25 protein-coding genes and 1 tRNA gene are annotated in these 25,403 nt (G+C 44.6%); 2 read left to right on the forward strand and 24 right to left on the reverse strand.

Annotated features, from left to right (window positions below):
- Nucleotides 1-218: 218 nt before the first annotated feature.
- The 16 genes from lonB to B1A98_RS05965 all read right to left on the reverse strand — a co-directional run bounded on the left by lonB (nucleotide 219) and on the right by B1A98_RS05965 (nucleotide 15,522).
- Complete coding sequence (lonB, locus tag B1A98_RS05890) at nucleotides 219-1,889, reverse strand: ATP-dependent protease LonB (RefSeq protein ID WP_063385441.1); 1,671 nt, start codon at nucleotides 1,887-1,889, stop codon at nucleotides 219-221.
- A 287-nt stretch (nucleotides 1,890-2,176) separates the two neighbouring features.
- Nucleotides 2,177-3,439, reverse strand: a complete 1,263-nt coding sequence (gene clpX, locus B1A98_RS05895) for an ATP-dependent protease ATP-binding subunit ClpX (RefSeq protein ID WP_041097566.1) — start codon at nucleotides 3,437-3,439, stop codon at nucleotides 2,177-2,179.
- A gap of 408 nt (nucleotides 3,440-3,847) precedes the next feature.
- Nucleotides 3,848-5,137 carry a trigger factor gene (gene tig, locus B1A98_RS05900; RefSeq protein WP_041097569.1) on the reverse strand — a complete coding sequence of 430 codons (1,290 nt, stop codon included), beginning with the start codon at nucleotides 5,135-5,137 and terminating at the stop codon, nucleotides 3,848-3,850.
- A 143-nt stretch (nucleotides 5,138-5,280) separates the two neighbouring features.
- Nucleotides 5,281-6,258, reverse strand: a complete 978-nt coding sequence (locus B1A98_RS05905; RefSeq protein ID WP_063385440.1) for a tetratricopeptide repeat protein — start codon at nucleotides 6,256-6,258, stop codon at nucleotides 5,281-5,283.
- A gap of 218 nt (nucleotides 6,259-6,476) precedes the next feature.
- Nucleotides 6,477-6,553: transfer RNA gene (locus B1A98_RS05910), tRNA-Arg, on the reverse strand.
- A gap of 185 nt (nucleotides 6,554-6,738) precedes the next feature.
- Entirely contained in the window at nucleotides 6,739-7,260 is a 522-nt protein-coding gene (locus B1A98_RS05915) for a metallophosphoesterase (protein ID WP_063385439.1), read from the reverse strand.
- Nucleotides 7,257-7,865 carry an XTP/dITP diphosphatase gene (locus B1A98_RS05920; protein ID WP_063385438.1) on the reverse strand — a complete coding sequence of 203 codons (609 nt, stop codon included), beginning with the start codon at nucleotides 7,863-7,865 and terminating at the stop codon, nucleotides 7,257-7,259. Before B1A98_RS05920 ends, B1A98_RS05915 begins: the two co-directional genes overlap by 4 nt.
- Nucleotides 7,862-8,623, reverse strand: coding sequence for a ribonuclease PH (gene rph, locus B1A98_RS05925; RefSeq protein ID WP_063385437.1), 762 nt, complete (start codon nucleotides 8,621-8,623; stop codon nucleotides 7,862-7,864). Before rph ends, B1A98_RS05920 begins: the two co-directional genes overlap by 4 nt.
- Before the next feature lie 170 nt (nucleotides 8,624-8,793).
- Nucleotides 8,794-9,840 (reverse strand): GerMN domain-containing protein, encoded by a 1,047-nt coding sequence (locus B1A98_RS05930; RefSeq protein ID WP_063385436.1) that lies wholly within the window; start codon nucleotides 9,838-9,840, stop codon nucleotides 8,794-8,796.
- A 178-nt stretch (nucleotides 9,841-10,018) separates the two neighbouring features.
- Complete coding sequence (racE, locus tag B1A98_RS05935) at nucleotides 10,019-10,819, reverse strand: glutamate racemase (RefSeq protein WP_063385435.1); 801 nt, start codon at nucleotides 10,817-10,819, stop codon at nucleotides 10,019-10,021.
- A 10-nt stretch (nucleotides 10,820-10,829) separates the two neighbouring features.
- Nucleotides 10,830-11,279: a MarR family winged helix-turn-helix transcriptional regulator gene (locus B1A98_RS05940; protein ID WP_063385434.1), complete on the reverse strand. Its 450-nt coding sequence runs from the start codon at nucleotides 11,277-11,279 to the stop codon at nucleotides 10,830-10,832.
- 165 nt (nucleotides 11,280-11,444) lie between these two features.
- Nucleotides 11,445-11,669, reverse strand: coding sequence for a helix-turn-helix domain-containing protein (locus B1A98_RS05945; RefSeq protein ID WP_041097586.1), 225 nt, complete (start codon nucleotides 11,667-11,669; stop codon nucleotides 11,445-11,447).
- A gap of 133 nt (nucleotides 11,670-11,802) precedes the next feature.
- Entirely contained in the window at nucleotides 11,803-12,261 is a 459-nt protein-coding gene (locus B1A98_RS05950) for an acyl-CoA thioesterase (protein ID WP_063385433.1), read from the reverse strand.
- 66 nt (nucleotides 12,262-12,327) lie between these two features.
- Nucleotides 12,328-13,095: a succinate dehydrogenase iron-sulfur subunit gene (gene sdhB, locus B1A98_RS05955; protein WP_041097590.1), complete on the reverse strand. Its 768-nt coding sequence runs from the start codon at nucleotides 13,093-13,095 to the stop codon at nucleotides 12,328-12,330.
- A 2-nt stretch (nucleotides 13,096-13,097) separates the two neighbouring features.
- Nucleotides 13,098-14,858: a succinate dehydrogenase flavoprotein subunit gene (sdhA, locus tag B1A98_RS05960; RefSeq protein ID WP_041097592.1), complete on the reverse strand. Its 1,761-nt coding sequence runs from the start codon at nucleotides 14,856-14,858 to the stop codon at nucleotides 13,098-13,100.
- A gap of 55 nt (nucleotides 14,859-14,913) precedes the next feature.
- Nucleotides 14,914-15,522 (reverse strand): succinate dehydrogenase cytochrome b558 subunit, encoded by a 609-nt coding sequence (locus B1A98_RS05965; RefSeq protein WP_041097594.1) that lies wholly within the window; start codon nucleotides 15,520-15,522, stop codon nucleotides 14,914-14,916.
- A gap of 267 nt (nucleotides 15,523-15,789) precedes the next feature.
- Between B1A98_RS05965 and B1A98_RS05970 the strand changes: the two genes are divergently transcribed.
- Entirely contained in the window at nucleotides 15,790-16,221 is a 432-nt protein-coding gene (locus B1A98_RS05970; protein ID WP_063385839.1) for a YslB family protein, read from the forward strand.
- A gap of 68 nt (nucleotides 16,222-16,289) precedes the next feature.
- On the opposite strand, the gene uvrC is transcribed toward B1A98_RS05970, so the two are convergent.
- From uvrC to B1A98_RS06010, 8 genes are all read right to left on the reverse strand, one after another.
- Complete coding sequence (gene uvrC / locus B1A98_RS05975; protein ID WP_063385432.1) at nucleotides 16,290-18,065, reverse strand: excinuclease ABC subunit UvrC; 1,776 nt, start codon at nucleotides 18,063-18,065, stop codon at nucleotides 16,290-16,292.
- 98 nt (nucleotides 18,066-18,163) lie between these two features.
- Complete coding sequence (gene trxA, locus B1A98_RS05980) at nucleotides 18,164-18,478, reverse strand: thioredoxin (RefSeq protein WP_041097600.1); 315 nt, start codon at nucleotides 18,476-18,478, stop codon at nucleotides 18,164-18,166.
- A gap of 204 nt (nucleotides 18,479-18,682) precedes the next feature.
- On the reverse strand, nucleotides 18,683-19,663 hold the full coding sequence (locus B1A98_RS05985) for an electron transfer flavoprotein subunit alpha/FixB family protein (RefSeq protein WP_063385431.1): 981 nt from the start codon (nucleotides 19,661-19,663) through the stop codon (nucleotides 18,683-18,685).
- A 28-nt stretch (nucleotides 19,664-19,691) separates the two neighbouring features.
- Nucleotides 19,692-20,465 carry an electron transfer flavoprotein subunit beta/FixA family protein gene (locus B1A98_RS05990; protein WP_063385430.1) on the reverse strand — a complete coding sequence of 258 codons (774 nt, stop codon included), beginning with the start codon at nucleotides 20,463-20,465 and terminating at the stop codon, nucleotides 19,692-19,694.
- A 68-nt stretch (nucleotides 20,466-20,533) separates the two neighbouring features.
- Nucleotides 20,534-21,304 (reverse strand): enoyl-CoA hydratase, encoded by a 771-nt coding sequence (locus B1A98_RS05995; protein WP_041097607.1) that lies wholly within the window; start codon nucleotides 21,302-21,304, stop codon nucleotides 20,534-20,536.
- Between the two features lie 31 nt (nucleotides 21,305-21,335).
- Complete coding sequence (locus B1A98_RS06000) at nucleotides 21,336-21,920, reverse strand: TetR/AcrR family transcriptional regulator (protein WP_041097609.1); 585 nt, start codon at nucleotides 21,918-21,920, stop codon at nucleotides 21,336-21,338.
- Between the two features lie 118 nt (nucleotides 21,921-22,038).
- Entirely contained in the window at nucleotides 22,039-23,727 is a 1,689-nt protein-coding gene (locus B1A98_RS06005) for a long-chain-fatty-acid--CoA ligase (protein ID WP_063385429.1), read from the reverse strand.
- A 150-nt stretch (nucleotides 23,728-23,877) separates the two neighbouring features.
- Nucleotides 23,878-24,750, reverse strand: a complete 873-nt coding sequence (locus B1A98_RS06010; RefSeq protein WP_223661903.1) for a VanW family protein — start codon at nucleotides 24,748-24,750, stop codon at nucleotides 23,878-23,880.
- 171 nt (nucleotides 24,751-24,921) lie between these two features.
- Here B1A98_RS06010 and B1A98_RS06015 point away from each other — a divergent pair, with 171 nt between their 5' ends.
- Nucleotides 24,922-25,362, forward strand: a complete 441-nt coding sequence (locus B1A98_RS06015; RefSeq protein ID WP_063385428.1) for an Hsp20/alpha crystallin family protein — start codon at nucleotides 24,922-24,924, stop codon at nucleotides 25,360-25,362.
- The last annotated feature ends 41 nt before the right edge of the window (nucleotides 25,363-25,403 follow it).

Raw genomic sequence — 25,403 nt, forward strand, 5'->3', positions numbered from 1 at the left:
CAAACATTAGGCGAACTCTCCGCCTGTTCTCTCTTTTTCGCTTTCTGCCGCAAAATAGGTGTTTTGTACAATCTTATCTTATTTAAATAGGAGTGTCCATTTTTGAACAGGCTATCGTTTCCCTGTCTTTGTACCTATTCCTCTTAGCGGCGGAAAACAAACAACGGGGCTGCCTCAAAAGTGAAAAATCGCCACTCTTTAAGGCAGCCTTCCTTTGGCTATATGGATTTTTTTTCTTGCGGCACTATGCTTCCCGGCTGAACGAGACCTTGAAGCTCCGCCTGCTTATCAAAAAAGTGGTCAAAGGCTTCTTTCAAATGAGAAACCGGGATTAATTCTATTCCTTCTACTTTCTCTAAAAGGAGTGTCTTATTTTCTGTCGGAAAAAGAATTTTTTTGGCCCCTGCTTCCTTTGCTGCGAGAGCTTTCTGCAAAACGCCTCCTACCGGCTTTATATGGCCGTGCAAGCTGATCTCTCCTGTAATAGCCACGGTTCGGTCAGCCGGATGACCATAGATGGCTGAATAAATGGCCAACGCGATCGCTGCCCCGGCAGAAGGCCCGTCTACTGGCATGCCGCCGGGAAAGTTAACGAAAATATCGAATTGCCCTACCGGCACACCCATTGACTTCAGCACTGTCACAGCATTTTCTACTGAACCTTTTGCCATGCTCTTGCGTTTCATTGACTTTGCCGGCTGATTAAATGTTTCCTCTTCCACAATCCCTGTGACAGTGACCATTCCCTTCTCTTTTGCGGGAAGCACAGCGGCTTCGATCCCAAGAAGCGCTCCGCTGTTCGGTCCAGTAACAGCCAGCCCATTCACCAGTCCGACTCTCGATTTTTCAGGAATTTGCGGCTCCCACTTCGGAGCCAGCCGGCTTGATTGGATGACCCATTCTATTTCCTCATTTAATATTTCCTGGCGCTGTTCCATCATCGCTGTGCCAGCCGCCATTTGCACAAGGTTCACAGCTTCGCGGCCGTTGCGGGTGTGCTTGGCAATCAAGGTTAGTGCTGTGTCGGACAAAGTCATTCCCGCCTTTTTAGCTGCTTTTCCGGCAATGTCTCTTAGATGATGATGATCCAATTCATTAAAATACACTTCTTGACAGCGGGAGCGGATAGCGGCCGGAATTTCCTCTGGCTGCCTCGTTGTAGCGCCAATCAGCCGGAAATCTGCCGGCAACCCTTTTTGGAAGATATCATGAATGTGTTTCGGTATATCCTCGTTTTCTTCGCTATAATACACACTCTCAAGGATTACTTTGCGATCTTCCAGCACTTTCAGCAGCTTATTCATTTGGATAGAATGCAGTTCCCCAATTTCATCAATAAATAAAATCCCGCCATGGGCGTTGCTGACTGCCCCTTTTTTCGGCTGGGGGATGCCAGCTTGCCCCATCGCGCCAGCACCTTGGTAAATGGGATCATGCACCGAGCCAATAAGCGGGTCAGCAATTCCTCTTTCATCAAAGCGGGCCGTCGTGGCATCCAGTTCTACAAATACAGCAGAGGAAGAAAAAGGAGAGCGCTTGTTTTTCTTCGCCTCTTCAAGCACAAGACGGGCTGCTGCTGTTTTTCCTACTCCCGGAGGTCCATAGATAATCACATGCTGCGGATGCGTGCCGCAAAGAGCGGCTCTTAAGGCCTTGATTCCTTCTTCTTGGCCTACAATGTCCGAAAAGCTTTGCGGACGGATCTTTTCGGCAAGCGGCTGCGTCAGCGAAATTTCCCTCATCTTCCGCATCGCTTCCATTTCTTTTTTCGATTCCTTATCAATTGTTATTCTGCTCGTATGCTGCTTCTTCAGCATCGTCAAAAAATAAAAACTGATAATCAAGCCAAATACCAGCTGTCCCGCGATTGCAATTGCTGTCCAATTCATATCGTATCCTCCCATACCAGCAAAGTGAAACGTGTATCGACGGCTAAACGTTCGAAAAGGCCAAAGTCGGCATTTTTTATGCAGCCAACAGCCTTTTTGGTTCACCATCCGTTGTCTTATTTGCCAGTATCGCCTCATTTTGATACTCATAAACAGCCATTCGCTTGGAAGTTCTGGCGATGACGGAAAAACAGGACAGCCGCATGATTTTAAGCTGTCCTGTTTTTGCATTTCTTATATTTTTCGTCTTTCGCAGGCATGAATGCTGACGCCGGCTGTCTTCTTGCTTACGCCGATGTTTTCGTCAGATCAATTTTTTGGCCGTTTTCTCCAAGCAGCTTTGGCGCTGCGTTGTTAAGAACGGTTTCTTTCGTTATCACACACGTTTTAATATCTTCGCGCGAAGGAAGATCATACATCACATCGAGCATAATACTTTCAATAATGGAACGGAGTCCGCGTGCACCTGTTTTCCGTTCGATCGCTTTTTTCGCGATCTCGCGCAGAGCCTCTTCTTCAAACTCAAGATTGACTTCATCCAGTTCCATCATTTTTTGATATTGTTTAACGAGCGCGTTCTTCGGCTTCGTTAAAATTTGGATGAGCGCTTCTTCATCCAGTTGCTCAAGGCTGGCGATGACTGGCAAGCGCCCGATAAATTCCGGAATGAGTCCAAATTTAAGCAGGTCTTCCGGCACTAGTTTGGATAATAACGAACCGGTTTCCACGTCTTCCTGCTTCGTCTCCATGCCAAAACCAATAACTTTTTGGCCAAGACGGCGTTTGATAATTTGTTCTACTCCATCAAAAGCTCCGCCGCAAATGAAGAGAATGTTTGTCGTATCAATTTGAATAAATTCCTGATGAGGGTGCTTACGGCCGCCTTGCGGAGGAACACTTGCTACTGTTCCTTCTAGAATTTTCAAGAGAGCCTGCTGTACGCCTTCACCAGATACATCGCGTGTAATAGATGGATTTTCTGATTTACGCGCTACCTTATCAATTTCATCAATGTAAATAATGCCTTTTTCGGCTTTTTCCACATCGTAATCAGCAGCTTGAATCAATTTAAGAAGAATGTTTTCTACGTCTTCTCCCACGTACCCTGCTTCTGTTAAAGAAGTAGCATCGGCAATAGCAAATGGCACATCGAGAATACGGGCAAGCGTCTGGGCAAGAAGCGTTTTTCCGCTTCCTGTCGGGCCAATTAAACAAATGTTACTCTTCGCTAATTCCACATCATCCACTTTGCTGTTGGAATTGATGCGCTTGTAATGGTTATAAACCGCAACAGCAAGCGACTTTTTAGCGCGCTCCTGGCCAATTACATAATCATCTAGAATATCGCGGATTTCCATTGGCTTCGGTACGTCTTTAAATTCTACCTCTTCCTCTGTGCCAAGCTCTTCCTCAACTATTTCCGTGCAAAGTTCGATGCACTCATCACATATATATACACCGGGCCCCGCTACAAGTTTGCGTACTTGATCCTGTGTTTTCCCACAGAAGGAACATTTAAGCTGCCCTTTTTCATCATTAAACTTGAACAATGACTTTCACCCCTTATGAATATTTAATCGCTTGTCCAGCTGCCAGCGTTGGCGGTCCTTAGCTAAACACCCTTCCCCTTTCGAGCTTAAAAGCGGCTCGCTCTGATGAAGAATAGTTGCCGATTGCCGCTGGACGAGCGCCGTTGGCTTTTCGTAAAAAAAGTATGTATTGCATTTTACCACATTTTGCTCGGTTCAAAAAACAAAAGGTCTTTTGTATATATAATGTGCTGTCAGTCTGACTATTACTAAAACATTTTTATATGCCCTCTTCGTCAAGGAGCAAATATTCAGGCTATAAGCAGCCTATGCCTCATTTCTATACAGCCTTTGGATATGTATGATGAATAAACAAGTAGGTAGAAAACAAGGCACGAGCAGTTCGCGCCTTGTCTATCTTATCTACTATTATGCACTAGTTTTGCTGTTTTCCACAAGAAATTCAACCGCTTTGCGGATTTTCAAGTCAGCTTGCATGCCGTCTAAGTTGCTGCCTAATGCTTTTTTAATATCTTCTACTGACAGGTTAAATTGCTCTGCCATTTTGTTTAATTCTTGTTCTGTATCTTCTTCAGTTGCTTCTAAGCCTTCTGCTTCTGCAATTGCTTCAAGCGTTAAGCTTGTGCGTACGCGAGTTTCCGCATTTTCTTTCATTTGCCCGCGAAGGTCTGCTTCGCTTTGGCCAGAGAATTGATAATATAGATCCAGGTTCATTCCCTGCATAGAAAGGTTTTGCGTAAATTCTTGAAGCATGCGGTCAATTTCATTCTCAACCATAACTTCCGGTACATCGATCTCCGCATTAGCTGCTGCCTTTTCTACAAGCGTGTCACGAAGTGTTTGTTCTGCAGCTGTTTTCTTTTGCTCTTCCAGACGAGTGCGGATTTGCGCTTTTAATTCATCAAGTGTTTCCGCTTCTTCATCTGTTTCTTTCGCAAAGTCATCATTCAGTTCAGGAAGCTCCTGAGCTTTGATTTCATGAAGCTTCACTTTGAATACAGCTGGTTTGCCTGCAAGTTCTTCTGCATGATACTCTTCAGGGAAAGAAACTTCTACGTCTTTCTCTTCGCCAGTTGCCATGCCGATCAATTGCTCTTCAAATCCAGGGATGAATGTGCCAGAGCCGATGACTAAAGAATAGTTTTCAGCTGTACCGCCTTCGAACACCTCTCCATTAACGGAGCCTTCAAAGTCAAGAACCACTGTGTCGCCGTCTTCTACTTTGCCGTCTTCCTTCACAACAAGCTCAGCATGACGCTTTTGCAGTGAAGTAAGCTCTTCTTGTACATCTTCATCTGTTACTTCTGTGCTTAATTTTTCCGCTTCAAGCCCTTTATACTCGCCAAGCTTTACTTCAGGCTTAACTGTTACAGTCGCTTTAAAAATAAGCTCTTTGCCTTTTTCCATTTGCTCAATATCGATTTCCGGACGGTCTACAGGATCAATTCCTGTTTCCTCAACCGCTTTTCCATATGCTTCTGGAAGAATAACATCCAGTGCGTCTTGATAAAGAGATTCTACACCGAAGCGCTTTTCAAATAAAGCACGCGGCATTTTTCCTTTGCGGAAACCAGGCACGTTAATGTTTTTTACTACTTTTTTAAATGCAGCATCTAAGCCATTGCTGACTGTTTCTGCATCTACTTCTACTGTTAGAACTCCTTGGTTCCCTTCTTGTTTTTCCCATTTAGCAGACATAAAGTTCCCTCCAAAAATCTATAAATTGATCATCATGAACAGTATAAGTTGTTCGGCCGCCCTATGTATATTTTTCTTACACAAAAAGGACACATTATGACCTTTACATTATAACATACGTTTTTTCTCTTTCAACCAAAAGCCTACATGATCGGCGAAGAAATTTCATCTAATTCCTTCATAAAATGAAGGCTCTTTTCAACATTCTTATCCAGCTCTTCTTCTGCTTGAAGGGCAGCTCCTTCATAATATACCCGCAGCTGGAGACGAACGGCTTGCGCCCATCCTGCAGCCGAAATTTGCTCAGGTTCAAAAGGATACAGAAGGAAAAAATGGCGCTTGACCATTTCTTTTGCCTGCTCAAGCTGGACAGGATCCTTATCGGCCAGGTCTTCTTCCAAAAAGTGAATCACTGTCCGAAAGTAGTTTTGTTCAAACGCATCTGCTAACTGGACAGGAATGACCGTCCTGCTGAAAGAAAACTTTTTTACTGTTACCTCTTTATCGATCCCGTGCTCCTTTAAGACATTTAAGGCAAGCGTTTGCAAAAAAGGATGAGCCGTTTCTTGTGCAAGCATTGCCGTCAGTTCATCATAATAGGGACGGATATTCACTTGGGCAAGTTCCATTAATTTTAATGTTTGCTCACGCAAAGTTTCTTTGCCGGTAAACAGCTGTTTCCCCTGCGGTTCCGGGGACTCTATCATCTTCTGGCTCAGTTCTAACAGCCGCCCGAAATAGTCGCGCTTTTCTTCCGGCAGCTGCTTCTCCTCCATCAGGGCCGATAATGTAGAGAAGATCGCTTCATACTCTTTTTGCTGCATTAAAATAAGCACGTAAATATCAAGGACGTCATAGTACTCTCCAAGGCCCTTATGCAGCATATCGCTGCACAATGCCAACGCCCTTTCATACTGGCCGCTTTCATACAAAGCCAGCAAAAGAGCCGTCTTTACATCTTCCTCCTCGGCAAGGGGATACTCCAGCGCCTCCGATAAGAAAGAAGCCGCCATATCGTACTCCTTCTTTTCAAGCGCCGCTCTGCCTTTTTGAATAAGCGCTTGGCCAGTTCCCGGAAAAATAAATATATTTCCTTTTCTATCCCACTTTTTCTTCTTCATAATAAGTCACCTGATTGTCTCTGTTCGGATGAAAACAACGGCTGTTTTCATTCCTTTTTCTGTATTTCTGTAAGTGTAGCATGTCTGTTTCAAAAAAAAAAGCAAAGAAAAAGCGAGAGGCAGATTCTTTCCCGCAATTGAAAAGCAGATAGAAACCTGCAGATGGATGTCAAAAAAACCTTCCAGGCGATTGCCTGAAAGGTTAGTTGAATTATGTATGGCGTCCCAGGAGAGATTCGAACTCCCGACCGACGGCTTAGAAGGCCGTTGCTCTATCCAGCTGAGCTACTGGGACATATTGCTTATCTACTCGCAAAAAGCAGTTATGTAAGACATTTACTATAATAACAACTTACTTAAATATTGTCAATGCATTTTTGAGATTTTTTTCTTTTACTGTATAAAAAGAACGGCTCTTTTTACTTTAGCAGAAGAGCAGCCTGAAAAACAACTAGCCAGCGTTTTTCAGGCTATCCTCCTTTAGGACACCGAATCGAATGAAAACGTACAGCTTAACTCCGTTAATTCACGGTGCTCGTCATCGAAAAAACGAATCGCAGCTTGCTGCTTATTTGCTTCTACGATTGCATATGTTTTGTCCCGCCGTCCAATTGGCATCGCGATGCTTCCGGGATTTAAGAAAATGGTTTCACCTATTTTTTCTGCGCCGACCATATGGGTATGGCCAAAAAAGACGAAATCAGCCTCATACTCCTGTGCTTTATACGTCAACTTCATCAGCGACGTCTTTACATTGTAGCGATGTCCGTGAGTAATAAATATCCTTCTGCCGCCGACACCTTCCACGACATCGTAAGGAAACTCCTCTTCTACATCACAGTTCCCTCTCACAATGAAATACTCTTGGATTGCCGGATCATCGGCCCGCAATTCCGAGTCCCCGCAGTGAATCAACGCATCCATATCTCCCTCATAACGCTCCCGCAATTCAGTCAAAATATCGCCCCAGCCGTGATTATCGCTCACTACCAACACCTTCATCCTGCCTCACCGCCAATCAATTCCGATAACATGCAGCCCAACTTTCTCATCGCCTTCCCCCGGTGACTGATGCTGTGCTTCTCTTCCGGTTTCAGCTCGGCCATTGTTTTGTTGAACTCTTCTGCAAAGAAGATCGGATCATAGCCAAAGCCGTTTGTTCCTTGCTTCGCTAACGTAATTTTGCCCTCGCATACGCCCGTAACTGTGACTGTTTTCTCACCGGGGCGGGCAACAGCCAGTACACAATGAAAGCGGGCGGTCCGCTTGTCTGCCGGCACTCCCTTAAGCTCAGCAAGCACTTTTTCAATATTGGCTTCATCACTTTTTTCAGCACCTGCATACCGAGCTGAGTAGACGCCTGGCCGGCCGTCAAGCGCATCAATGCTTAACCCTGAATCGTCAGCAATGACAAGCTTTCCGGTCTTCTCCGCTATCGTTTCTGCTTTTAATATCGCATTTTCTTCAAATGTCTTGCCTGTTTCCTCTACATCCGGCAACAGCGGATAATCAAGGAGCGTCTTCACTTCGATTCCGTAATCAGCAAACAAGCTCGAAAACTCTTTGGCTTTCCCTTTGTTTTTTGTTGCGATAATAACCGTCTTCATTCCGCCTCTCCTTCTGGCTTTCTGCCGATTCTTCCAGCGATTTCGCCAAGGGCTGCCGATTGAACAGCGAACAAGCTGGTGATTCCAGTTTGCGCGAGCTCAAGAAGCTGCTGCAGCTCAGCAATGGAAAAGGTAGCTTCCTCTCCTGTTCCTTGCAGTTCTACAAATTCATTGCTGCCAGTCATAACAACATTCATATCGACTTCAGCCTGGCTATCCTCCATGTAGTTTAAGTCTAACACAGGCCCATGCTCCGGGACGATTCCCACGCTTGTCGCTGCCAGAAAGTCAGTAACCGGGAAGGTTGCCCATTCTTTTTCTTCATACAGCTTATTCAATGCAATGGCAAGAGCAACAAACGCTCCGCTGATTGAAGCTGTGCGCGTGCCGCCATCTGCCTGGATAACATCGCAATCAATCCAGACTGTCCGCTCACCGATCACTTCCAAGTCCACAACAGCTCTTAAGGCACGGCCGATTAAACGTTGAATCTCCATCGTTCTCCCGGATACTTTTCCTTTGGAGGACTCGCGAATATTTCTTTGACCTGTTGCTCTTGGCAGCATGGAATATTCTGCTGAAATCCACCCTTTTCCGCTCCCTCTCATAAACGGAGGCACCCGATCCTCAATACTGGCTGTACAAATCACTTTTGTATCGCCAACTTGAATCAGCACCGAACCTTCCGGATGTTTCAAATAATCGGTTTCAATATGTACACTTCTAAGCTCATCGGCTTGTCTTCCATCAAATCTCATGATAATTCCCTCCGTGGTTTCATTTGCTTAGCATCTTCTTATAGTAGCATTTTTTCTTTCAGACATAAAAAAGAAATCATTCATCTAAGCCTCCTGCCAGCAGACGGTTAGATAGATGATTATAAGGGAATTTACTTACATATACGCTCTGTCGAATATAACGGGGTTGTTCATAAATCAACCGGATTTACCACGTCCGGACGCGTCACCGAACTGCTTAACGGTTTGCCTTGTTCTGTCGTGATATTAGAGTTGCCCCCCACCTGAATAGCAAGGCTCTCTACTTCTGTTCCTTCAGTAAGCGACAAAGCCAGCGATTTCAAGATATGCTCGGACACCATTTTATTTTCAAAGCTTCCAAGGATCGCCTCATTAAAATTAAGCGTGACTCGTCCTTCTTTCATAACCGGCTTTTCCAGCAGCTCCGCCTCCGGCAAAAACTCTGTCACAAGACCCGAACCGGCACGAGGCCCTTTGGCCAGTTCTTTAACAATTGCAGTAATTTGATCTTGCTCCTCGTTGCTTACACGCTTGGTAACCGGAACATAATAATATCCTTCTCCCTCTTGAGCCATATAATAAACAGTTACCGCCCTTGTGTCAGCAAGATCAACGACACCGGAGGCATCCACGTTAATCCCTGCTTGCCGCGTCGTTCCGTCCTCAGCCAGCGCCATCTTGCCAACGGGCATTTCCGAAAGCGTTTGTCCGTTCACTTGCATCTTTACCCGTTTCACAGAGTCAAATTGAGTGAGCGTCCAAGTAAGTGCCTGAACAATCCTGCCTTCATCTGCCTTCTCGTATTCTTTAAATTCAGGCGAAAAATCGACGGTTGCCGTTCCTTTTTTAATATCCACACTTTTAACTTGGGTACCAGCTGGCAATACAGCACGGAAACCATTTGGAATGAGATTAGATACGGGTCCCTCAGCTACCAGATATTCGACGGCCTGCTTGGCCAGGCTTTTGGTATTTGGAAGCGGCATTGTTTGAGAAACAACATAACCGTTTTTATCAATTAAATACAGTTCCGTCATAACCATATCTTTATTTTGCGCTGTTTTTTGTCCTTCTTCTCCGGATAGATTGTCCGTATAAACGACGGATTGCGGAGGATCAATTTTTTCTTTTTTCTCCTCAGGCCATAATCCGCAGCCTGCTGTATAAACAGAAGAAATTAAGATCACTGCCGCTGCTGCCGTTTTCTTCTTTCGCATAACTACCCCTCCTAAAACTGTTTGTACTAAATATACGGGTGTTTCGGAAAGTTAGAACCAGCTTGGACAAATCTTCTTATCTTGCAGCTCTACTTGCCAATAACCGCGCTTTCTTTGCATGGCAGCAGGAGCTTGCTTTACATCTCTCCTTGAGAAGTAAGCAACGCAAAAAAACCGCTTAGTTGCCTAAGCGGATCGCTTCAATGTGTAACTCTTTTTCGTTTAGCCAATCAGAAGCAATTTCGTAAAACAACTCCTGTGAACCAGTCATATAAAAAACATGCGGCAGACGGGCCGTTTCTTTCGCCAATAGCTTTTTATAATCAAGAATAGCGCTGACTTCGCGGGCAGTCTCTTCTCCTGAACTAATAATCTGCACCTGCTCTCCAAGAACTTTAGCTATAATAGGCTCCAGCAGCGGATAGTGCGTACACCCTAAAATGACCGTATCTACTTTTGTACCCTTCAGCGGAGTGAGCGTTTCTTTCACAATTTTTTCCGCCATTGAGCCTTTATATTCTCCACTCTCGACAAGCGGAACAAATTTAGGGCATGCCAAAGAAGTAACAACGGCTTTTTTATTAATAGAGGTAAGCGCCTTTTCATAGGCTCCGCTTCGAACCGTACCAATCGTGCCAAGCACGCCAATTTGATCATTTTTTGTCTGCTTAATTGCCGCTCTCGCTCCTGGATGAATCACTCCGAGCACCGGGATGGGTAACGCTGCTTGAATTTCTTCCAGTACAACGGCGGTAGCTGTATTGCACGCGATAACGAGCATCTTAATCTCTTTCTCTATTAAAAAACGGGTCATCTCCCATGTAAATGCTTTTACTTCCTCGGCCGGTCTTGGGCCATATGGGCACCGGGCAGTGTCTCCCGTATAGTAAATCGTTTCGTTCGGGAGCTGGCGCATAATCTCTTTAGCTACCGTCAGCCCCCCGACGCCCGAATCAATTACACCGATCGGTCTATTCACTTTTCTCGCCTCATTTTACTTTCATTTCCTGATGCATTTTCTCCAGGTTGCTTTTTAAAGATAATATTTCCGTTTCACTGAAATTTTGTAAAATCTGCTCGACGTACAGCTGGCGCTTCTTTATCACTTCTTCAATCATGCTCGCTCCTTCTTTCAGCAAATGAATGCGCACAATCCGGCGATCATTCGTATCTCTTACCCGCTCAACAAGCTGATTTCGTTCCATTCTGTCAATTAGGTCTGTTGTTGTGCTGAAAGCTAGAAACATTTTTGTCGATAGCTCGCCAATGGTCATATCTCCTTCTTCAAATAGCCACTGCAAGGCAATAAACTGGGGTGGAGTAATTTTATAATCGCTCAATATCTCCCGGCCTTTTTGTTTAATAATGCCGTTTATGTACCGTAATTCTTTTTCGATATCCGCCACCACGTCGAGCGATTCTCCAAAATCTGCTGCCATGTTTTGCACTCCTTACTTCATCGTTCCTTTTTCATAAAACATCCGTTATTAATTCATCACCTGTTTATTTTCACCTTTTTCCTTATAAAATGCAAGGCAAAGCGCATCTAAGGACTTGAAGACACAATAAAACAGATGGCGATCTCTCGGCCGCCATCTGTTCTGTCAGAGCTTTAGTTCACCCATTCTGAGCAACTCCACAATTGCTTGCGCCCGCCCTTTCACACCGAGCTTTTGGATGGAATTGGAGATATGGTTGCGGACCGTCTTTTCACTGATAAATAGTTCCTCCGCAATTTCTCTCGTTGTTCGATCCTGCACGAGTAATTCAAACACTTCTTTTTCTCTCTTTGTTAATAGCGGTTTACGATCAAAGCGATGCTCCCTCACTTGACATGTACCCTCCTCGCTTCCGCCAGCTTCTCAACACTTAATCAACGGAACGGCCGTTACGCTATCATATGTGAGGGAGTAAGGAATTGACAGCAAAGTTGTAAAATTCCTTGTCATTTTTATTTTGGAGTCAAACTTTTGATGAACCGAGCAACTTCTCTCTTGCCGCCTCTGTAAACGGCACCGACTTTCCTGTTATCGCGGAAACTTGGACAAGTGTTCCTCTGCCGACAAAGCAAACGCTTCCATCTTGCTTTGTTCCTTTATAATGTATGTCGCAAGAGGAGCGGGCAAAGCTGTCTACTTTTACGCCAATTGACAGTATGTCCCCAAAGAAAACTTGTTCGAGGAAGTCACATTGCAAATCAGCGACAACCGGTATCACTTCACTCGCCTCGCTTAACCATTCCTGCTGCAAGCCTCTCGCGCCTAAAAACTCAATCCGGGCTTCTTCAAAATAAACAAATGGAACTGTATTATTTAAATGCCCAAACATATCGGTCTCTGAAAAACGGACCTTTATTGAATGAAAAAAGTCGAATTCTTTCTCCCACAGCTTAAAATCGTGAATATACGAAAGCTTTTTCATCACTCGCTCCCCCTTTATCCTATAAAAAAACAGCCTCCAGCTAAAGCAGCTGAAGGCTGGAAACAATTAATCTACTTGATGGTCGCTTCCGAAGAAGTTACGGAATGATTGAACCGTAGCTGCGCGATTCATCGCTGCAATAGATGTCGTTAAAGGAATTCCTTTCGGACATGCTTGCACACAGTTTTGAGAGTTTCCGCAATCTTGCAGACCGCCGTCACCCATCAACGCATTTAGTCGTTCGTCTCTATTCATTGAACCTGTCGGATGAGCATTAAATAAGCGAACTAGAGAAATGAACGCAGGTCCAATAAAGTCTGATTTGCTGTTTACATTTGGACACGCTTCAAGACAAACACCGCAAGTCATACATTTAGATAACTCATAAGCCCATTGGCGTTTTCTTTCCGGCATGCGCGGACCAGGTCCTAGTTCGTACGTACCGTCAATTGGAATCCACGCTTTAATGCGCTTCATTGAATCAAACATGCGCTCCCGGTCAATCTGCAAATCACGGACAACCGGGAATGTGCTCATTGGTGCCAAGCGAATCGGCTGCTCCAATTTGTCAACCAGAGCAGTACAAGCCTGGCGCGGCTTGCCATTGATAACCATCGAACAAGCACCGCACACTTCTTCAAGACAGTTCATATCCCAAGAAATTGGTGTTGTTTTTTCACCTTTCGCATTCACTGGGTTACGCTGGATTTCCATGAGCGCTGAAATAACGTTCATATTCGGACGATATGGGAGAACGAATTCTTCTTCATACGGAGCCGAATCCATTGTGTCTTGACGAGTAATCATAAAGCGAACTGTTTTATTCTCACTCATCTTTATTTCTCCTCCTTCTTCTTCGTATAATCACGCTTACGCGGAGGGATCAAGGAAACATCTACATCTTCATAATGGAAGCCAGGAGCTTGGTTCTCCCCTTTAAACGTTGCCATTGTTGTTTTCAGGAAGTCCTCATCATTACGATCTGGGAATTCCGGTTTATAGTGAGCTCCACGGCTCTCATTACGGTTCAGAGCGCCGATTGTAATTACACGGGCAAGATGAAGCATGTTTTTCAACTGGCGCGTAAAGGCAGCTCCTTGGTTGCTCCATTTGGCTGTATCGTTGATGTTAATGTTGTTATAACGCTCCAATAATTCAACGATTTTATTGTCTGTTTCTTTTAACTTCTCGTTGTAGCGAACAACTGTTACGTTGGCTGTCATCCACTCGCCAAGCTCTTTATGAATCAAGTAGGCATTTTCCTTGCCATCCAACGATATAATATTGTTCCATTTTGCTTCTTCTTGTTTCACATGTTTATCAAAAACAGAGGAAGAAATCGCATCCGCTGATTTTTCTAATCCGTGAATGTATTTTACCGCATTCGGGCCGGCAACCATTCCTCCGTAAATAGCAGATAGAAGAGAGTTAGCTCCTAAGCGGTTCGCGCCATGCTGTGAATAATCACACTCACCAGCGGCAAACAATCCAGGAATGTTTGTTTGCTGTTCATAATCTACCCATAGTCCACCCATTGAATAGTGAACAGCAGGGAAGATTTTCATTGGTACTTTGCGAGGGTCTTCACCCATGAATTTCTCATAAATTTCGATGATGCCGCCAAGTTTAACATCCAGCTCATGCGGATCTTTATGAGAAAGATCAAGGTATACCATGTTCTCGCCATTAATGCCGAGCTTCTGATTTACGCACACATCAAAAATCTCACGTGTAGCGATATCACGTGGTACAAGGTTTCCGTATGCCGGATATTTTTCTTCAAGGAAGTACCAAGGCTTCCCATCTTTATACGTCCAAACACGTCCGCCTTCTCCACGCGCTGATTCACTCATCAGACGAAGCTTATCGTCTCCAGGAATCGCTGTCGGGTGAATTTGAATAAATTCTCCGTTTGCATAATTAACACCTTGCTGATAAACGATAGAAGCAGCTGAACCAGTGTTAATGATCGAGTTTGTCGATTTACCGAAAATGATACCAGGGCCTCCGCTTGCCATGATTACGGCATCTCCAGGGAAAGACTGGATATGCATATCGCGCAAGTTTTGTGCTACAATCCCGCGGCAAACATTTTCGTCATCAAGAACAGCACCGAGGAATTCCCAGCCCTCATACTTAGTAACGAGTCCTGCTACCTCAAAGCGGCGAACTTGCTCGTCCAACGCATATAACAGCTGCTGGCCTGTTGTTGCTCCGGCAAACGCTGTCCGGTGATGCTGTGTACCGCCAAAACGACGGAAATCAAGCAAACCTTCTGGAGTACGGTTAAACATAACCCCCATCCGGTCCATCAAATTAATGATGCCAGGTGCTGCTTCTGTCATCGCTTTAACTGGCGGCTGGTTCGCTAGGAAGTCCCCGCCGTACACTGTGTCATCAAAGTGAATATAAGGTGAATCTCCTTCACCTTTCGTGTTAACCGCACCATTAATGCCGCCTTGCGCGCACACAGAGTGGGAGCGTTTAACCGGAACTAGAGAAAACAAGTCAACTTGTGTTCCTGCTTCTGCCGCTTTAATTGTAGCCATTAACCCGGCTAATCCGCCGCCGACTACAATAATTTTTCCATTACTCATTGAGACTCACTCCTTTTTCTCCCAAATCCAAACTGAACTGATTTCAACTACTTACTTATACGAACGCAAGAATTGCGCGAATTCCTACAACAGAAAGCGCAACGAAAACAACCATTGTGATGTACGTCATAATGCGTTGTGAGCGAGGAGAAATTGTAATTCCCCAGCTTACACTGAAAGACCATAGACCATTAGCAAAGTGGAAGACAGTGGAAACGATACCTACTATGTAAAAACCAACCATTAACGGATTAGAAAGTATATCCGCCATCATATGGAAGTCTACTTCGGCACCAAGCGCCGCTTGGATTCTCGTTTCCCATACATGCCATGCAACAAACACAAGCGTGATCACACCGGACACGCGTTGCAGGAAGAACATTACGTTACGGAAATGACCGAATCTGCCAACGTTGTTTTTTGCTGTAAAAGCAATATACAATCCGTAAATAGCATGGAATAACAATGGTAGAAAGATAACAAAAGTTTCCAATAAATAACGGAATGGCAATCCTTCCATCACGCCAGCGGCTCTGTTAAATGCCTCCTCGCCTTTTGTTGCAAAGTGGTTTACGACTAAGTGTTGTGTTAAAAACAACCCTACAGGTATGACACCAAGCAATGAGTGCAGCCTGCGATAAAAAAATTCTCGGTTGTCAGCCATGTTTTACCCCCCTTAATCTTGAAGCATCCGACAAATTATCGTTTCTTTCGGCAAAGCTTCATACTTATAACTATTTTGTGACAAGACCATTTTACTCCCATCCCTATAAAGCGTCAAGGATGCGGCGGCTCTTTTTCAGCCGCTGGTCCTGTGAAAATGCGGCTTTCATTTCTGATTTATTTCACTTTTATTATATCACAATATCTTTTGAATAAATTCCTTTTTTCTCTTCCAACTGTTGTATATAATGGATATCAGAAAGTGGGGATGAAATTGACAAAGCAACTTGACCAACAAGAAATACAAGGCCTCTCTGTGCCTATTTTTGGTTATGAATTAATCAGGGACTCCCTGTTAACAGACGTTCTCGGAAAAGAAGCCGAATCGATTCTCTACTGGGCAGGCAAGTCGCTGGCCAGAAAATTTCCTTGCCAAAGCTTTGAGGAGCTTGTTTCTTTTTTTGAAGAAGCCGGCTGGGGAACGCTCACTCTTTCGAAAGAGGCCAAACGGGAAAAGACTTTTGAAATAAGCGGTCCTTTTATCGAAAGAAGATTCTCTGTTCAATCCGAGCCTTTCTTCTCTCTTGAGAGCGGGTTCTTAGCTGAACAAATTTCCTCCCATGAACAGACGGAAGCCGAATCTATAGTAGATATTCAAAAACGGGCAAAAAAAGTGATGCTGACTGTAAAGTGGGAATAAAACTCAAGAAGAGCTAAAAGAGGCTGTCCTTTACCGCATGAGTTCCCTTCATTCGGACAGCCTCTTTTTTATTTCTCCTGCAGCCTCTCCAAAATTTCGGCAGCTGTATTCTCTGGAATACCGATTGCTTTTAATTCCTCTTTTGTCGCTTCTCTTATTTTCTTGACAGAACCAAAATGCTTTAACAGCTGCTTTTTACGCTTTGGCCCTACCCCGGCAATATTATCTAAAATTGATTGAAAGGTCCCCTTCCCTCGCAACTGGCGGTGAAAAGTAATGGCGAAGCGATGAACCTCATCCTGAATGCGCTGCAGCAAATAAAACTCCTGACTATTATGCAAAAGCGGCACCACAGCAAGAGGGGTCCCATACAAAAGCTGCGACGTCCGATGCTTTTCATCTTTGGCAAGACCGGCGATAGGGATATCCAAATCTAATTCATTGAGCAAGACATCTTTGGCCGTCTCCACCTGTCCCTTCCCGCCGTCGATGATAATCAAATCCGGAAGCGGCAGCCCTTCTTTTAGAGCGCGGCTATAGCGGCGGCGAATCACTTCCCGCATGGAGCCATAATCATCCGGGCCTTGTACGGACTTAATTTTAAATTTGCGGTATTCTTTTTTAGCCGGCTTTCCATCAATGAATACGACCATTGCTGACACCGGGTCTGTTCCTTGGATATTAGAATTATCGAAGGCTTCAATCCTGAGCGGCGCATGGATATTCATTGCCCGGCCAAGCTGTTCAACCGCTTTAATGGTTCTTTGTTCATCACGCTCGATCAAAGCAAACTTTTCTGCCAAAGCGGCTTGGGCATTGCTGACGGCTAAATTTACAAGCTCCTTTTTTTTGCCTTTTTGCGGCTTGAGCATTTTCACTTCAATGAGCTGTTCAGCCAGAACTTCATCCACTTTCCCCGGCAATAAAATTTCTTTTGGCTTAAAATGGTTGGGCTGATCGTAAAATTGGCCTAAATAGGTTAAAAATTCTTCTTCCGGCTCATCATAGATTGGAAACAAAGACACATCACGCTCAATCAATTTCCCTTGGCGAATGAAAAACACCTGCACACACATCCAGCCCTTATCCACCGCGTAGCCGAATACGTCCCGGTCAGTGAAATCGGTGGTATTGATTTTTTGTTTTTCCATCGTTGCCTCTATATGAGCAATTTGATCACGATACTCTTTTGCCCGTTCGAACTCTAGCTTTTCCGCCGCTTCAAGCATCTTTGCCGTCAATTGTTCTTTTACTTGGTGATGCCCCCCGTTGAGGAACCGGGCAATTTCATGCGTCATTTCCTTATATTGCTCCTCTGTGACTTCATTTACACAAGGTGCCAAGCATTGACCCATATGGTAATAAAGGCACGCTCGATCCGGCAAGTTTATACACTTTCTAAGCGGATACAAACGGTCAAGCAGCTTTTTCGTCTCGTTAGCGGCATAGGCGTTCGGGTACGGGCCAAAATATTTGGCTTTATCTTTTTTTACTTTCCTCGTAATGATCAGCCGCGGATGCCTGTCTGCTGTCAGCTTAATAAACGGATAGCTCTTGTCGTCCTTCAGCATGATGTTGTACTTTGGATCATGCTTTTTAATTAAATTTAATTCCAGAATGAGCGCTTCGAGATCAGATGAGGTAATGATATATTCAAAATCCTCAATTTCTCCGACGAGCCGTTGTGTCTTTGCATCATGCGAACCGGAAAAGTAGGAGCGAACCCGGTTCTTCAATACTTTTGCCTTGCCAACGTAAATGACTGTTCCCTGCCGGTCTTTCATCAAATAGCAGCCCGGCTGATCCGGAAGCAGGGCCAGCTTATGTTTAATCGTTGAATTCATTTTTCCACCTCCTTGACGGACTCAGCCTGCAAAACCATTGCTTTCTGACAAAAAACCGCCTTCTGCCTGAGACAGAAGACGGTTTTTTTGTCATTCAATTAAGCATGTTTGTTTACTAATTCAGCTAATGCTTCTTTCGGTTGGAAACCGATTACTTTATCAACAGGCTGGCCGTCTTTAAACAAGATAAGCGTCGGGATGCTCATTACGCCATATTTTCCAGCTGTTTCTTGGTTTTCATCTACATCAATTTTAACAATCTTTACTTTGTCTGCTAACTCTGCATCAAGTTCTTCCAGTACAGGAGCAATCATCTTACAAGGACCGCACCACGGTGCCCAGAAGTCTGCCAGCACAAGACCGCTAGCTGTTTCATCGTTAAAGTTTTGATCAGTCGCTTTTACAATCGCCATAAAAAAACCTCCTAAAGTTACATATACTATGGTCAGTATAGCATCGATCAGAATCGGATGCTAATTTTTTGCTTCACATTTTGTTTTTCCCGTTTACAAGACATTTACTCTTCAATTTCCATTCTTTTTCAATCGTTGTTATAGGTGAATAAGCAGCAAATAAAAAAGCCGGTGCTATTCACAGCACCGGCTTTTCTTCCTCTGTCAAGAAGTAGCTACTTTCAGCTTTTTAAACTCCTCTGTCAGCATTGGAACGACTTCAAACAAATCGCCGACAATTCCATAATCAGCGACACTGAAAATGCTTGCCTCCGGATCTTTGTTAATGGCCACAATCACCTTAGAGTTAGACATGCCGGCTAAGTGTTGAATCGCCCCAGAAATTCCGCAGGCAATATATAAATCCGGTGTTACCACTTTTCCTGTCTGTCCAATTTGCAGTGAGTAATCACAGTAATCAGCATCACACGCACCGCGGGAGGCACCGACCGCTCCGCCTAGGACATCAGCCAGCTCCTGCAGCGGCTTGAAACCCTCTTCGCTTTTCACGCCGCGTCCGCCGGCCACAATCACTTTTGCTTCTGACAAATCCACACCCTCCGCTGTTTTGCGAACAACTTCCTGAATGATCGTGCGGATATCTTTAATATCTGTATTTACCGGATAGACATCCCCCGAACGAGACTCATCTTTTTCAAGCGGTGCGATGTTGTTCGGGCGTACAGAGGCCAATACAAGACCTGCGCTCACCTTTTTCTTTTCAAATGCTTTTCCCGAATAAATCGGACGAGTAAACACAATGTCCCCGCCGTCTTCTTCAATAGCTGTTGCATCGGAAATTAGTCCCGCCTGAAGCCTCGACGCAATTTTTGGAGATAAGTCTTTGCCAAGTGCGGTATGGCCAAAAATAATGGCCTCCGGATTTTCTCGGTCAACAACGGCAAGCAGTGCTTGAGAATAGCCGTCAGAAGTATATTGCGCCAGCTTTTCATTCTCCACTACCGCCACGCGGTCAGCTCCGTAATGAATCATTTGGTCCGCCAGCCCGCTGATGGATTCTCCGATAAGCACCCCGATTACTTCACCGCCCTCAGCTACTTTCTTTCCTGCAGCTACGGCCTCAAAAGAAACATTTCTTAACGCTCCGTCACGTACTTCTCCCAATACTAATACTTTTTTTGACATGTAAATCCCCTCCTGTCCTGTTTACCCTTTAAATGACCTTTGCTTCACTGTGCAGTAAACTCACCAGTTCCTGTACTTGATCGCTCAATTCTCCTTCGAGAATACGGCCCGCTTCTTTTTTCGGCGGCAAGAATACGGCAATCGTTTCTGTTTTTGCCTCCACTTCATCCTCATCAAGATCAAGATCATCTAGCTCTAATTCATCAAGCGGCTTCTTTTTCGCTTTCATAATCCCTGGAAGCGATGGATAGCGCGGGTCGTTCAACCCTTGCTGGGCTGTAACGAGAAGCGGCAGCTTTGTTTCAATTTTTTCTGAATCTCCTTCTACATCGCGGACGATGTGAACGCTTTCACCTTCAATTTTAATCTCCGTAATGGTTGTGACATAAGGCATTCCGAGCAAATCGGCCACACGCGGGCCAACCTGTCCGCTGCCGCCGTCAATGGCTACGTTGCCAGCGATAATTAGATCCGCTTCCTTATCTTTTAAAAACTCAGCCAAAATCTTCGCTGTTGTATATTGATCTCCATTTTCGACATCGTCTTCAGTGTTAATTAACACTGCTTTATCCGCTCCCATAGCAAGGGCTGTCCGAAGCTGTTTTTCTGCTTCTTCGTTGCCGACAGAAACAACTGTCACTTCTCCGCCTTTGTCGTCACGAATTTGGATCGCTTCCTCGACGGCATACTCATCATAAGGATTAATGATAAATTCCGCGCCATCTTCCTGAATTTGGCCGTTTGCCACGCTAATTTTTTCCTCGGTATCGAATGTTCTTTTCAGAAGTACATAAATATTCATAATTTCCCCTCCTGCTTTGCTCTTTTCTGTCCATTTGAAAGATTGCAAATATTTTTTACAAAAATAATTTACCCCTTGAATACCGGCTGCCGCTTCTCAATAAATGCGCCGATGCCTTCTTTGGCATCTTGAGAATCAAATACTTCTCCGAACAGCTCCGCCTCTCTTTCTACCCCTCTGTAATACTCCGCATGCTTTGAAAAATTCAGCAACTCAATGGCTGCTTTCATGCTGATTGGGCTTTTGAGAGCAATTTTAGCCGCCATTTCACGGGCTTTAGAAAGCAGTTCTTCCTCCGGATAGGCATGATTAGCGAGCCCCCACTGTACCGCTTCAGCTCCAGTAATCGGTTCGCTTGTCAGCAGCAATTCCGCTGCCTTTGCTGTGCCCACATAACGAGAAAGACGCTGCGACCCTGCAAATCCAGGAACAAGTCCAAGAGAAAGTTCTGGCAAACCAAGCTTAGCTTGTTCTGAAACCAGGCGGATATGGCAGCTCATCGCCAATTCCAGCCCGCCGCCAAGCGCTGCTCCATGGATCGCCGCGATCACCGGCTTCGAAAAATTCTCAATCCTCTCAAAGACCCGCTGTCCGCGGGCAGCAAGCTTCGAGAACTCTTCTCCGCTCTGTACCGTCGTAAACTCTTTAATATCAGCGCCGGCTGAAAAAAATCTTCCCTCGCCGCTGATCAATACGACTCGCACCTCGTTATCCTGCTCAATCTCGTTGAACGCTTGCTCAATGTCAGCGATCAGCGAACTCGAAAGAGCATTAGCCGGAGGCCGTTGAATCAGCACTTCCGCCGTCCGGCCTTCTCTTTTCCATGATATGTATCCCATTGTTCACCATCCCCCTTGTGCCGAATATCAATCAGCGAATAGAAAATCCATTTAGCAGCATTTCCCCTACTTCAGAAGAAAGCGCTGGAAGATCGTATTTTTGATCATTCATCACCCAGGTCGTAACCGTCTCATCAATCGTACCGAAAATCATTTGTCTTGCAAGCTGAATGTTGAGTGAAGGCCTGAATTCCCCTTTTTCGACACCTTCCTTCAACACCTCGTCAATTAACTGGAGGTAGTCTTTCAGCACTCCATTAATTTTCAAGCGAAGCTCTTTGTTTGACTGCCTGAGCTCCAGCTGGGTAACAACGGCTAAATGGCGGTCTTCCGCCAATATGGAAAAATGATGATCGACCAATAATAATAACTTCTCCGCCGCTTCCGTTTTTCCTGCTAAAGCTTCTTGAATTTTCTTGACGAAACTTCCCATTTTTTCTTCAAATAACGAAATTAATATGTCTTCTTTGTTTTTAAAGTATAAATAGATGGTGCCATCTGCTACTCCCGCTTGCTTGGCTATCTTTGCAACCTGGGCTTGATGATAGCCGTTCTCTGCAATCGTTACAACAGCGGCATCAATGATCTGGTGATATTTTGGTTTATTTCGTTTCACAGGCTGCCCCCTCCTACTGTCTCTGTATCAACAAAATGAATGACTATTCATTCATGTTTTTATATTACCGTTTTATGCTGAAGGAGTCAAGAGGGGACAAGCTGTTTTTTTATTCCATTTAACTTGTTTTTTCTTGTTTTCTCTTTTCCTCATCGATCAGCGCACGTCTTAAAATTTTTCCAACGGCTGTCTTTGGAAGTTCTGTTCTGAATTCATAAATTCTCGGTACTTTGTAGGCCGCTAACTGGGCTCTGGCAAATAGGTTTAATTCTTCTTCGGTTACGGAATGTCCTTCTTTTAAGACGATGTATGCCTTGACCGTTTCCCCCCGGTAAGCATCAGGGACACCTACGACTACTGCTTCTTGAATGGACGGGTGCTCATACAATACTTCCTCTACTTCACGCGGGTAAATGTTATAACCGCCTGCAAGAATCATATCCTTCTTGCGGTCCACCACAAAGAAATATCCATTTTCGTCCATATAACCGACATCACCGGTCAACAGCCAGCCGTCTTTAAACGTCATCTCTGTTTCTTCAGGCCGGTTCCAATAACCTTTCATTACCTGAGGCCCTTTCACAACCACTTCTCCAACTTCTCCTGGAGGCAGCACCTCTCCTGTATCGAGAGATAAAATGGCTGCTTCTGTATCCGGCCATGGAACGCCAACGCTGCCCTTTACCCGTTCAGAATCCCACAAAAAGTTTGCATGAGTAACAGGGGAGGTTTCCGATAGCCCATACCCTTCCACAAGCTTTCCGCCGGTGACTTTCTCAAACTTTTGCTGTACTTCGGCTGGTAAAGGTGCAGAGCCGCTTAGACATGAACGAATGGAGGATAGGTCATACTTTCTTAAATCCGGGTCGTTCAACAAAGCGATGTAAATAGTAGGAGCGCCTGGGAACAAGGTAGGCCGCTGCTTTTCAATCGCTTTCAAGGTCGTTTTGACATCAAATTTAGGAAGAAGCACCATTTTATACGCTTGCATCACAGAGAGAATCATTACCGCCGTCATGCCGTACACATGGAAAAAGGGAAGCACCCCGAGAATCACTTCTTCTCCTTTTTTGCACTTGTACATCCATGCAGCGCACATTGACGTGTTGGCTATAAGGTTTTTGTGCGTCAGCATAACTCCTTTCGGAAAACCAGTCGTTCCTCCTGTATATTGAAGAAGTGCAAGGTCTTCATCAAAGTGAAAGGGAAGGTCTATTTCTTTCGCCGGCTCGGTTTCAATAATGCGCTTAAATTCATGATTTGTTCCGCGCTCCTCCACGTGGACTTTTAACCCTGTTTGCTTAGTTTGTATAAAAGGGTAAATGATGTTTTTTGGAAAAGGAAGATAGTCTTTGACAGCGGTTACAATAATATGCTGCAAGGGTGTATTCTTTATGACTTGCCGTACGCGAGGGTACAAAACATCCAGTGTAATAATGACGATGGAGCCAGAATCTTTCATTTGATATTCAATTTCTCTTTCTGTATACAGCGGGTTCGTTTGGACAACGACTGCTCCTGCATATAACACCCCGAAATAACTGATGACTGCCTGAGGACCATTAGGAAGCATGATAGCTACCCGGTCTCCTTTTTTCACCCCGAGTTTCCTTAAATAATTGCCAACCTTCAAAGAAGATTCATACACTTCCTGAAAAGTTAGCTCTTTCCCCATGAAGTGGATCGCTGTTTTATTAGGGTACTGTTGGGCTGTCTTCGTTAAATATGATTGCACCGGCTGTTCTTCATAGGTAAGTGAAGCGGGTATTTCCTCTGGATAATTCGCAAGCCAAGGCCGAATACTCATTTCCATCCCTCCCCGTTCGTTTTGAATATTATAAATATTCTCCTCAATTATAAACTATGTAAGAAGGCTTTGCCAAATGGAAAAGCAAAGCCTTGCCAGCAGCTGTTCCTCCAGTAAAAGGAGAATAGAAAATCGAACTTGAAACTTTTTTTATTTTCCGCTTCTCCTTATTTTTGCACTTTCCGATGATAATACCCGAATGATCATTTTCCCGTCGTAGGATGCTGCCCGAATAATGATTGGATGATCATATTCGTTTTTAAATACAAAATCCGGTCCCCACCAGCTGACAGTCGCGTCTTTTCCCGGCGGCACATACGGTACTTTTCTGCTATGCGAGTAGCGCTCAACAATCTCTATGCCCTCTAAGTTAACCGCATTAAACAATGTTGACGACACTTGGCAGATACCGCCCCCAATATCTTCTGCCATCTCTCCCTTAATGATCACAGGGGCGCGCTTGTATCCTTTTTTCTCTGTACGCTCGCCGACCACCTTATTGAAAGAAAACTTTTCTCCCGGGAAAACAATATGATTATTGATCGCTTTCGCCGCCAAAAGGATGTTATAGGAACGCTCTTTATTGCGTTTCGAGAAGTAGGTGGTAAAACGGCCGATTTCCTTTGAACTGATCTCCGCCAAAAGCTCGCTATTCACCCGCGGGTGAACCTCCTTCATTGGGAGCGTTATGGAGGCAGATTTCTTCCCATAGAAAAATGCATAAAATTGCTTGACGAATGCTTCTTGATCGAGAGCTGCCCCCGCTTTTTCGGGCACAATCTCTCTTCTTTCATTGAGCGTTGCATTCACGGGGTGTTTATACACCTGCTTATTTAAACGGTTAACCAGCTCTTGCACCTTATTCAAGTCAACAAAGGACTCATCTGCCGGAGAGAGCAGAAATTGATTGCGCGCAATGGTTTCACTTGAATTTTCACCTGTAATAGTAAGGGTTTGTGCTCCAGAGATAACAGGAAAAGTTGATAAAAATAAAAAGAGCATGCATGTTGCTTTTTTAATCATCTCATCACCTCCTCTTCTTAGTATTGGTTGAAGAGAAGGTTTCATGCGCTGTAAAAAGAACCGTTCGCCTTACACCGCACTTTTTTCAACGCACCTTCATTGATACACAGTCGCATTTTTCTTTTCTTATCATAATTTGTTAATGATAACTAGCAGGAAGGAGAGTTACAAATGGGATTTGAAAAAAACAATCTGCCAGGGCTTTTTAACGGCTCATTTCATCATTTCGTAAAATCTATTGACTCGTTTTTCGATGAATCGTTGAAGCATTTAGACTCTTTTCTTAGCCAGAATGTTTTCCCTGTTGAATGGTATGAAACGGAATCTGACATGATTATTGAAGCAGACCTCCCTGGACATAAGCGGGAGCATATTCAAGTGGAAGTTCTCGGCAACCAGCTGCGGATTGCAGTAGAGCACTCTGATATGACAACGATCCATCATGAACAGGTTTACTCTCACAGGAAACAATCTCTTCAGAAAATCGAACGGTGCCTCACACTGCCATTTTCTATTTCCGAAAAGGATACACACGCCACCTATAAAAACGGGCTGTTGCGAATTATTACTCCGAAACAACCTCATGATAAGCGGTTTGTGGATATCGAGTAAGCGCCGCCCGGCAACTGTTGGCCTAACCTTCTTACAAAGAA

Origin of the sequence: Pseudobacillus badius, from assembly GCF_002189605.1 — a bacterium.
GTDB lineage: Bacteria > Bacillota > Bacilli > Bacillales > Domibacillaceae > Pseudobacillus > Pseudobacillus badius.

Bases quoted from the DNA above. Each gene is read 5' to 3' on its own strand.
- B1A98_RS05970 (WP_063385839.1), top strand. From the start codon at position 15,790: ATGAAATTGACAAAGCAACTTGACCAACAAGAAATACAAGGCCTCTCT.
- tig (WP_041097569.1), bottom strand. From the start codon at position 5,137: ATGTCTGCTAAATGGGAAAAACAAGAAGGGAACCAAGGAGTTCTAACA.
- uvrC (WP_063385432.1), bottom strand. From the start codon at position 18,065: ATGAATTCAACGATTAAACATAAGCTGGCCCTGCTTCCGGATCAGCCG.
- B1A98_RS05965 (WP_041097594.1), bottom strand. From the start codon at position 15,522: ATGGCTGACAACCGAGAATTTTTTTATCGCAGGCTGCACTCATTGCTT.
- B1A98_RS06015 (WP_063385428.1), top strand. From the start codon at position 24,922: ATGGGATTTGAAAAAAACAATCTGCCAGGGCTTTTTAACGGCTCATTT.
- B1A98_RS05950 (WP_063385433.1), bottom strand. From the start codon at position 12,261: ATGAAAAAGCTTTCGTATATTCACGATTTTAAGCTGTGGGAGAAAGAA.
- sdhB (WP_041097590.1), bottom strand. From the start codon at position 13,095: ATGAGTGAGAATAAAACAGTTCGCTTTATGATTACTCGTCAAGACACA.
- B1A98_RS06010 (WP_223661903.1), bottom strand. From the start codon at position 24,750: ATGATTAAAAAAGCAACATGCATGCTCTTTTTATTTTTATCAACTTTT.
- lonB (WP_063385441.1), bottom strand. From the start codon at position 1,889: ATGAATTGGACAGCAATTGCAATCGCGGGACAGCTGGTATTTGGCTTG.
- B1A98_RS05905 (WP_063385440.1), bottom strand. From the start codon at position 6,258: ATGAAGAAGAAAAAGTGGGATAGAAAAGGAAATATATTTATTTTTCCG.
- B1A98_RS05930 (WP_063385436.1), bottom strand. From the start codon at position 9,840: ATGCGAAAGAAGAAAACGGCAGCAGCGGCAGTGATCTTAATTTCTTCT.
- rph (WP_063385437.1), bottom strand. From the start codon at position 8,623: ATGAGATTTGATGGAAGACAAGCCGATGAGCTTAGAAGTGTACATATT.
- B1A98_RS05915 (WP_063385439.1), bottom strand. From the start codon at position 7,260: ATGAAGGTGTTGGTAGTGAGCGATAATCACGGCTGGGGCGATATTTTG.
- B1A98_RS05990 (WP_063385430.1), bottom strand. From the start codon at position 20,465: ATGAATATTTATGTACTTCTGAAAAGAACATTCGATACCGAGGAAAAA.
- B1A98_RS05995 (WP_041097607.1), bottom strand. From the start codon at position 21,304: ATGGGATACATATCATGGAAAAGAGAAGGCCGGACGGCGGAAGTGCTG.
- trxA (WP_041097600.1), bottom strand. From the start codon at position 18,478: ATGGCGATTGTAAAAGCGACTGATCAAAACTTTAACGATGAAACAGCT.
- B1A98_RS06005 (WP_063385429.1), bottom strand. From the start codon at position 23,727: ATGAGTATTCGGCCTTGGCTTGCGAATTATCCAGAGGAAATACCCGCT.
- B1A98_RS05940 (WP_063385434.1), bottom strand. From the start codon at position 11,279: ATGGCAGCAGATTTTGGAGAATCGCTCGACGTGGTGGCGGATATCGAA.
- B1A98_RS05985 (WP_063385431.1), bottom strand. From the start codon at position 19,663: ATGTCAAAAAAAGTATTAGTATTGGGAGAAGTACGTGACGGAGCGTTA.
- B1A98_RS05920 (WP_063385438.1), bottom strand. From the start codon at position 7,865: ATGAAGACGGTTATTATCGCAACAAAAAACAAAGGGAAAGCCAAAGAG.
- sdhA (WP_041097592.1), bottom strand. From the start codon at position 14,858: ATGAGTAATGGAAAAATTATTGTAGTCGGCGGCGGATTAGCCGGGTTA.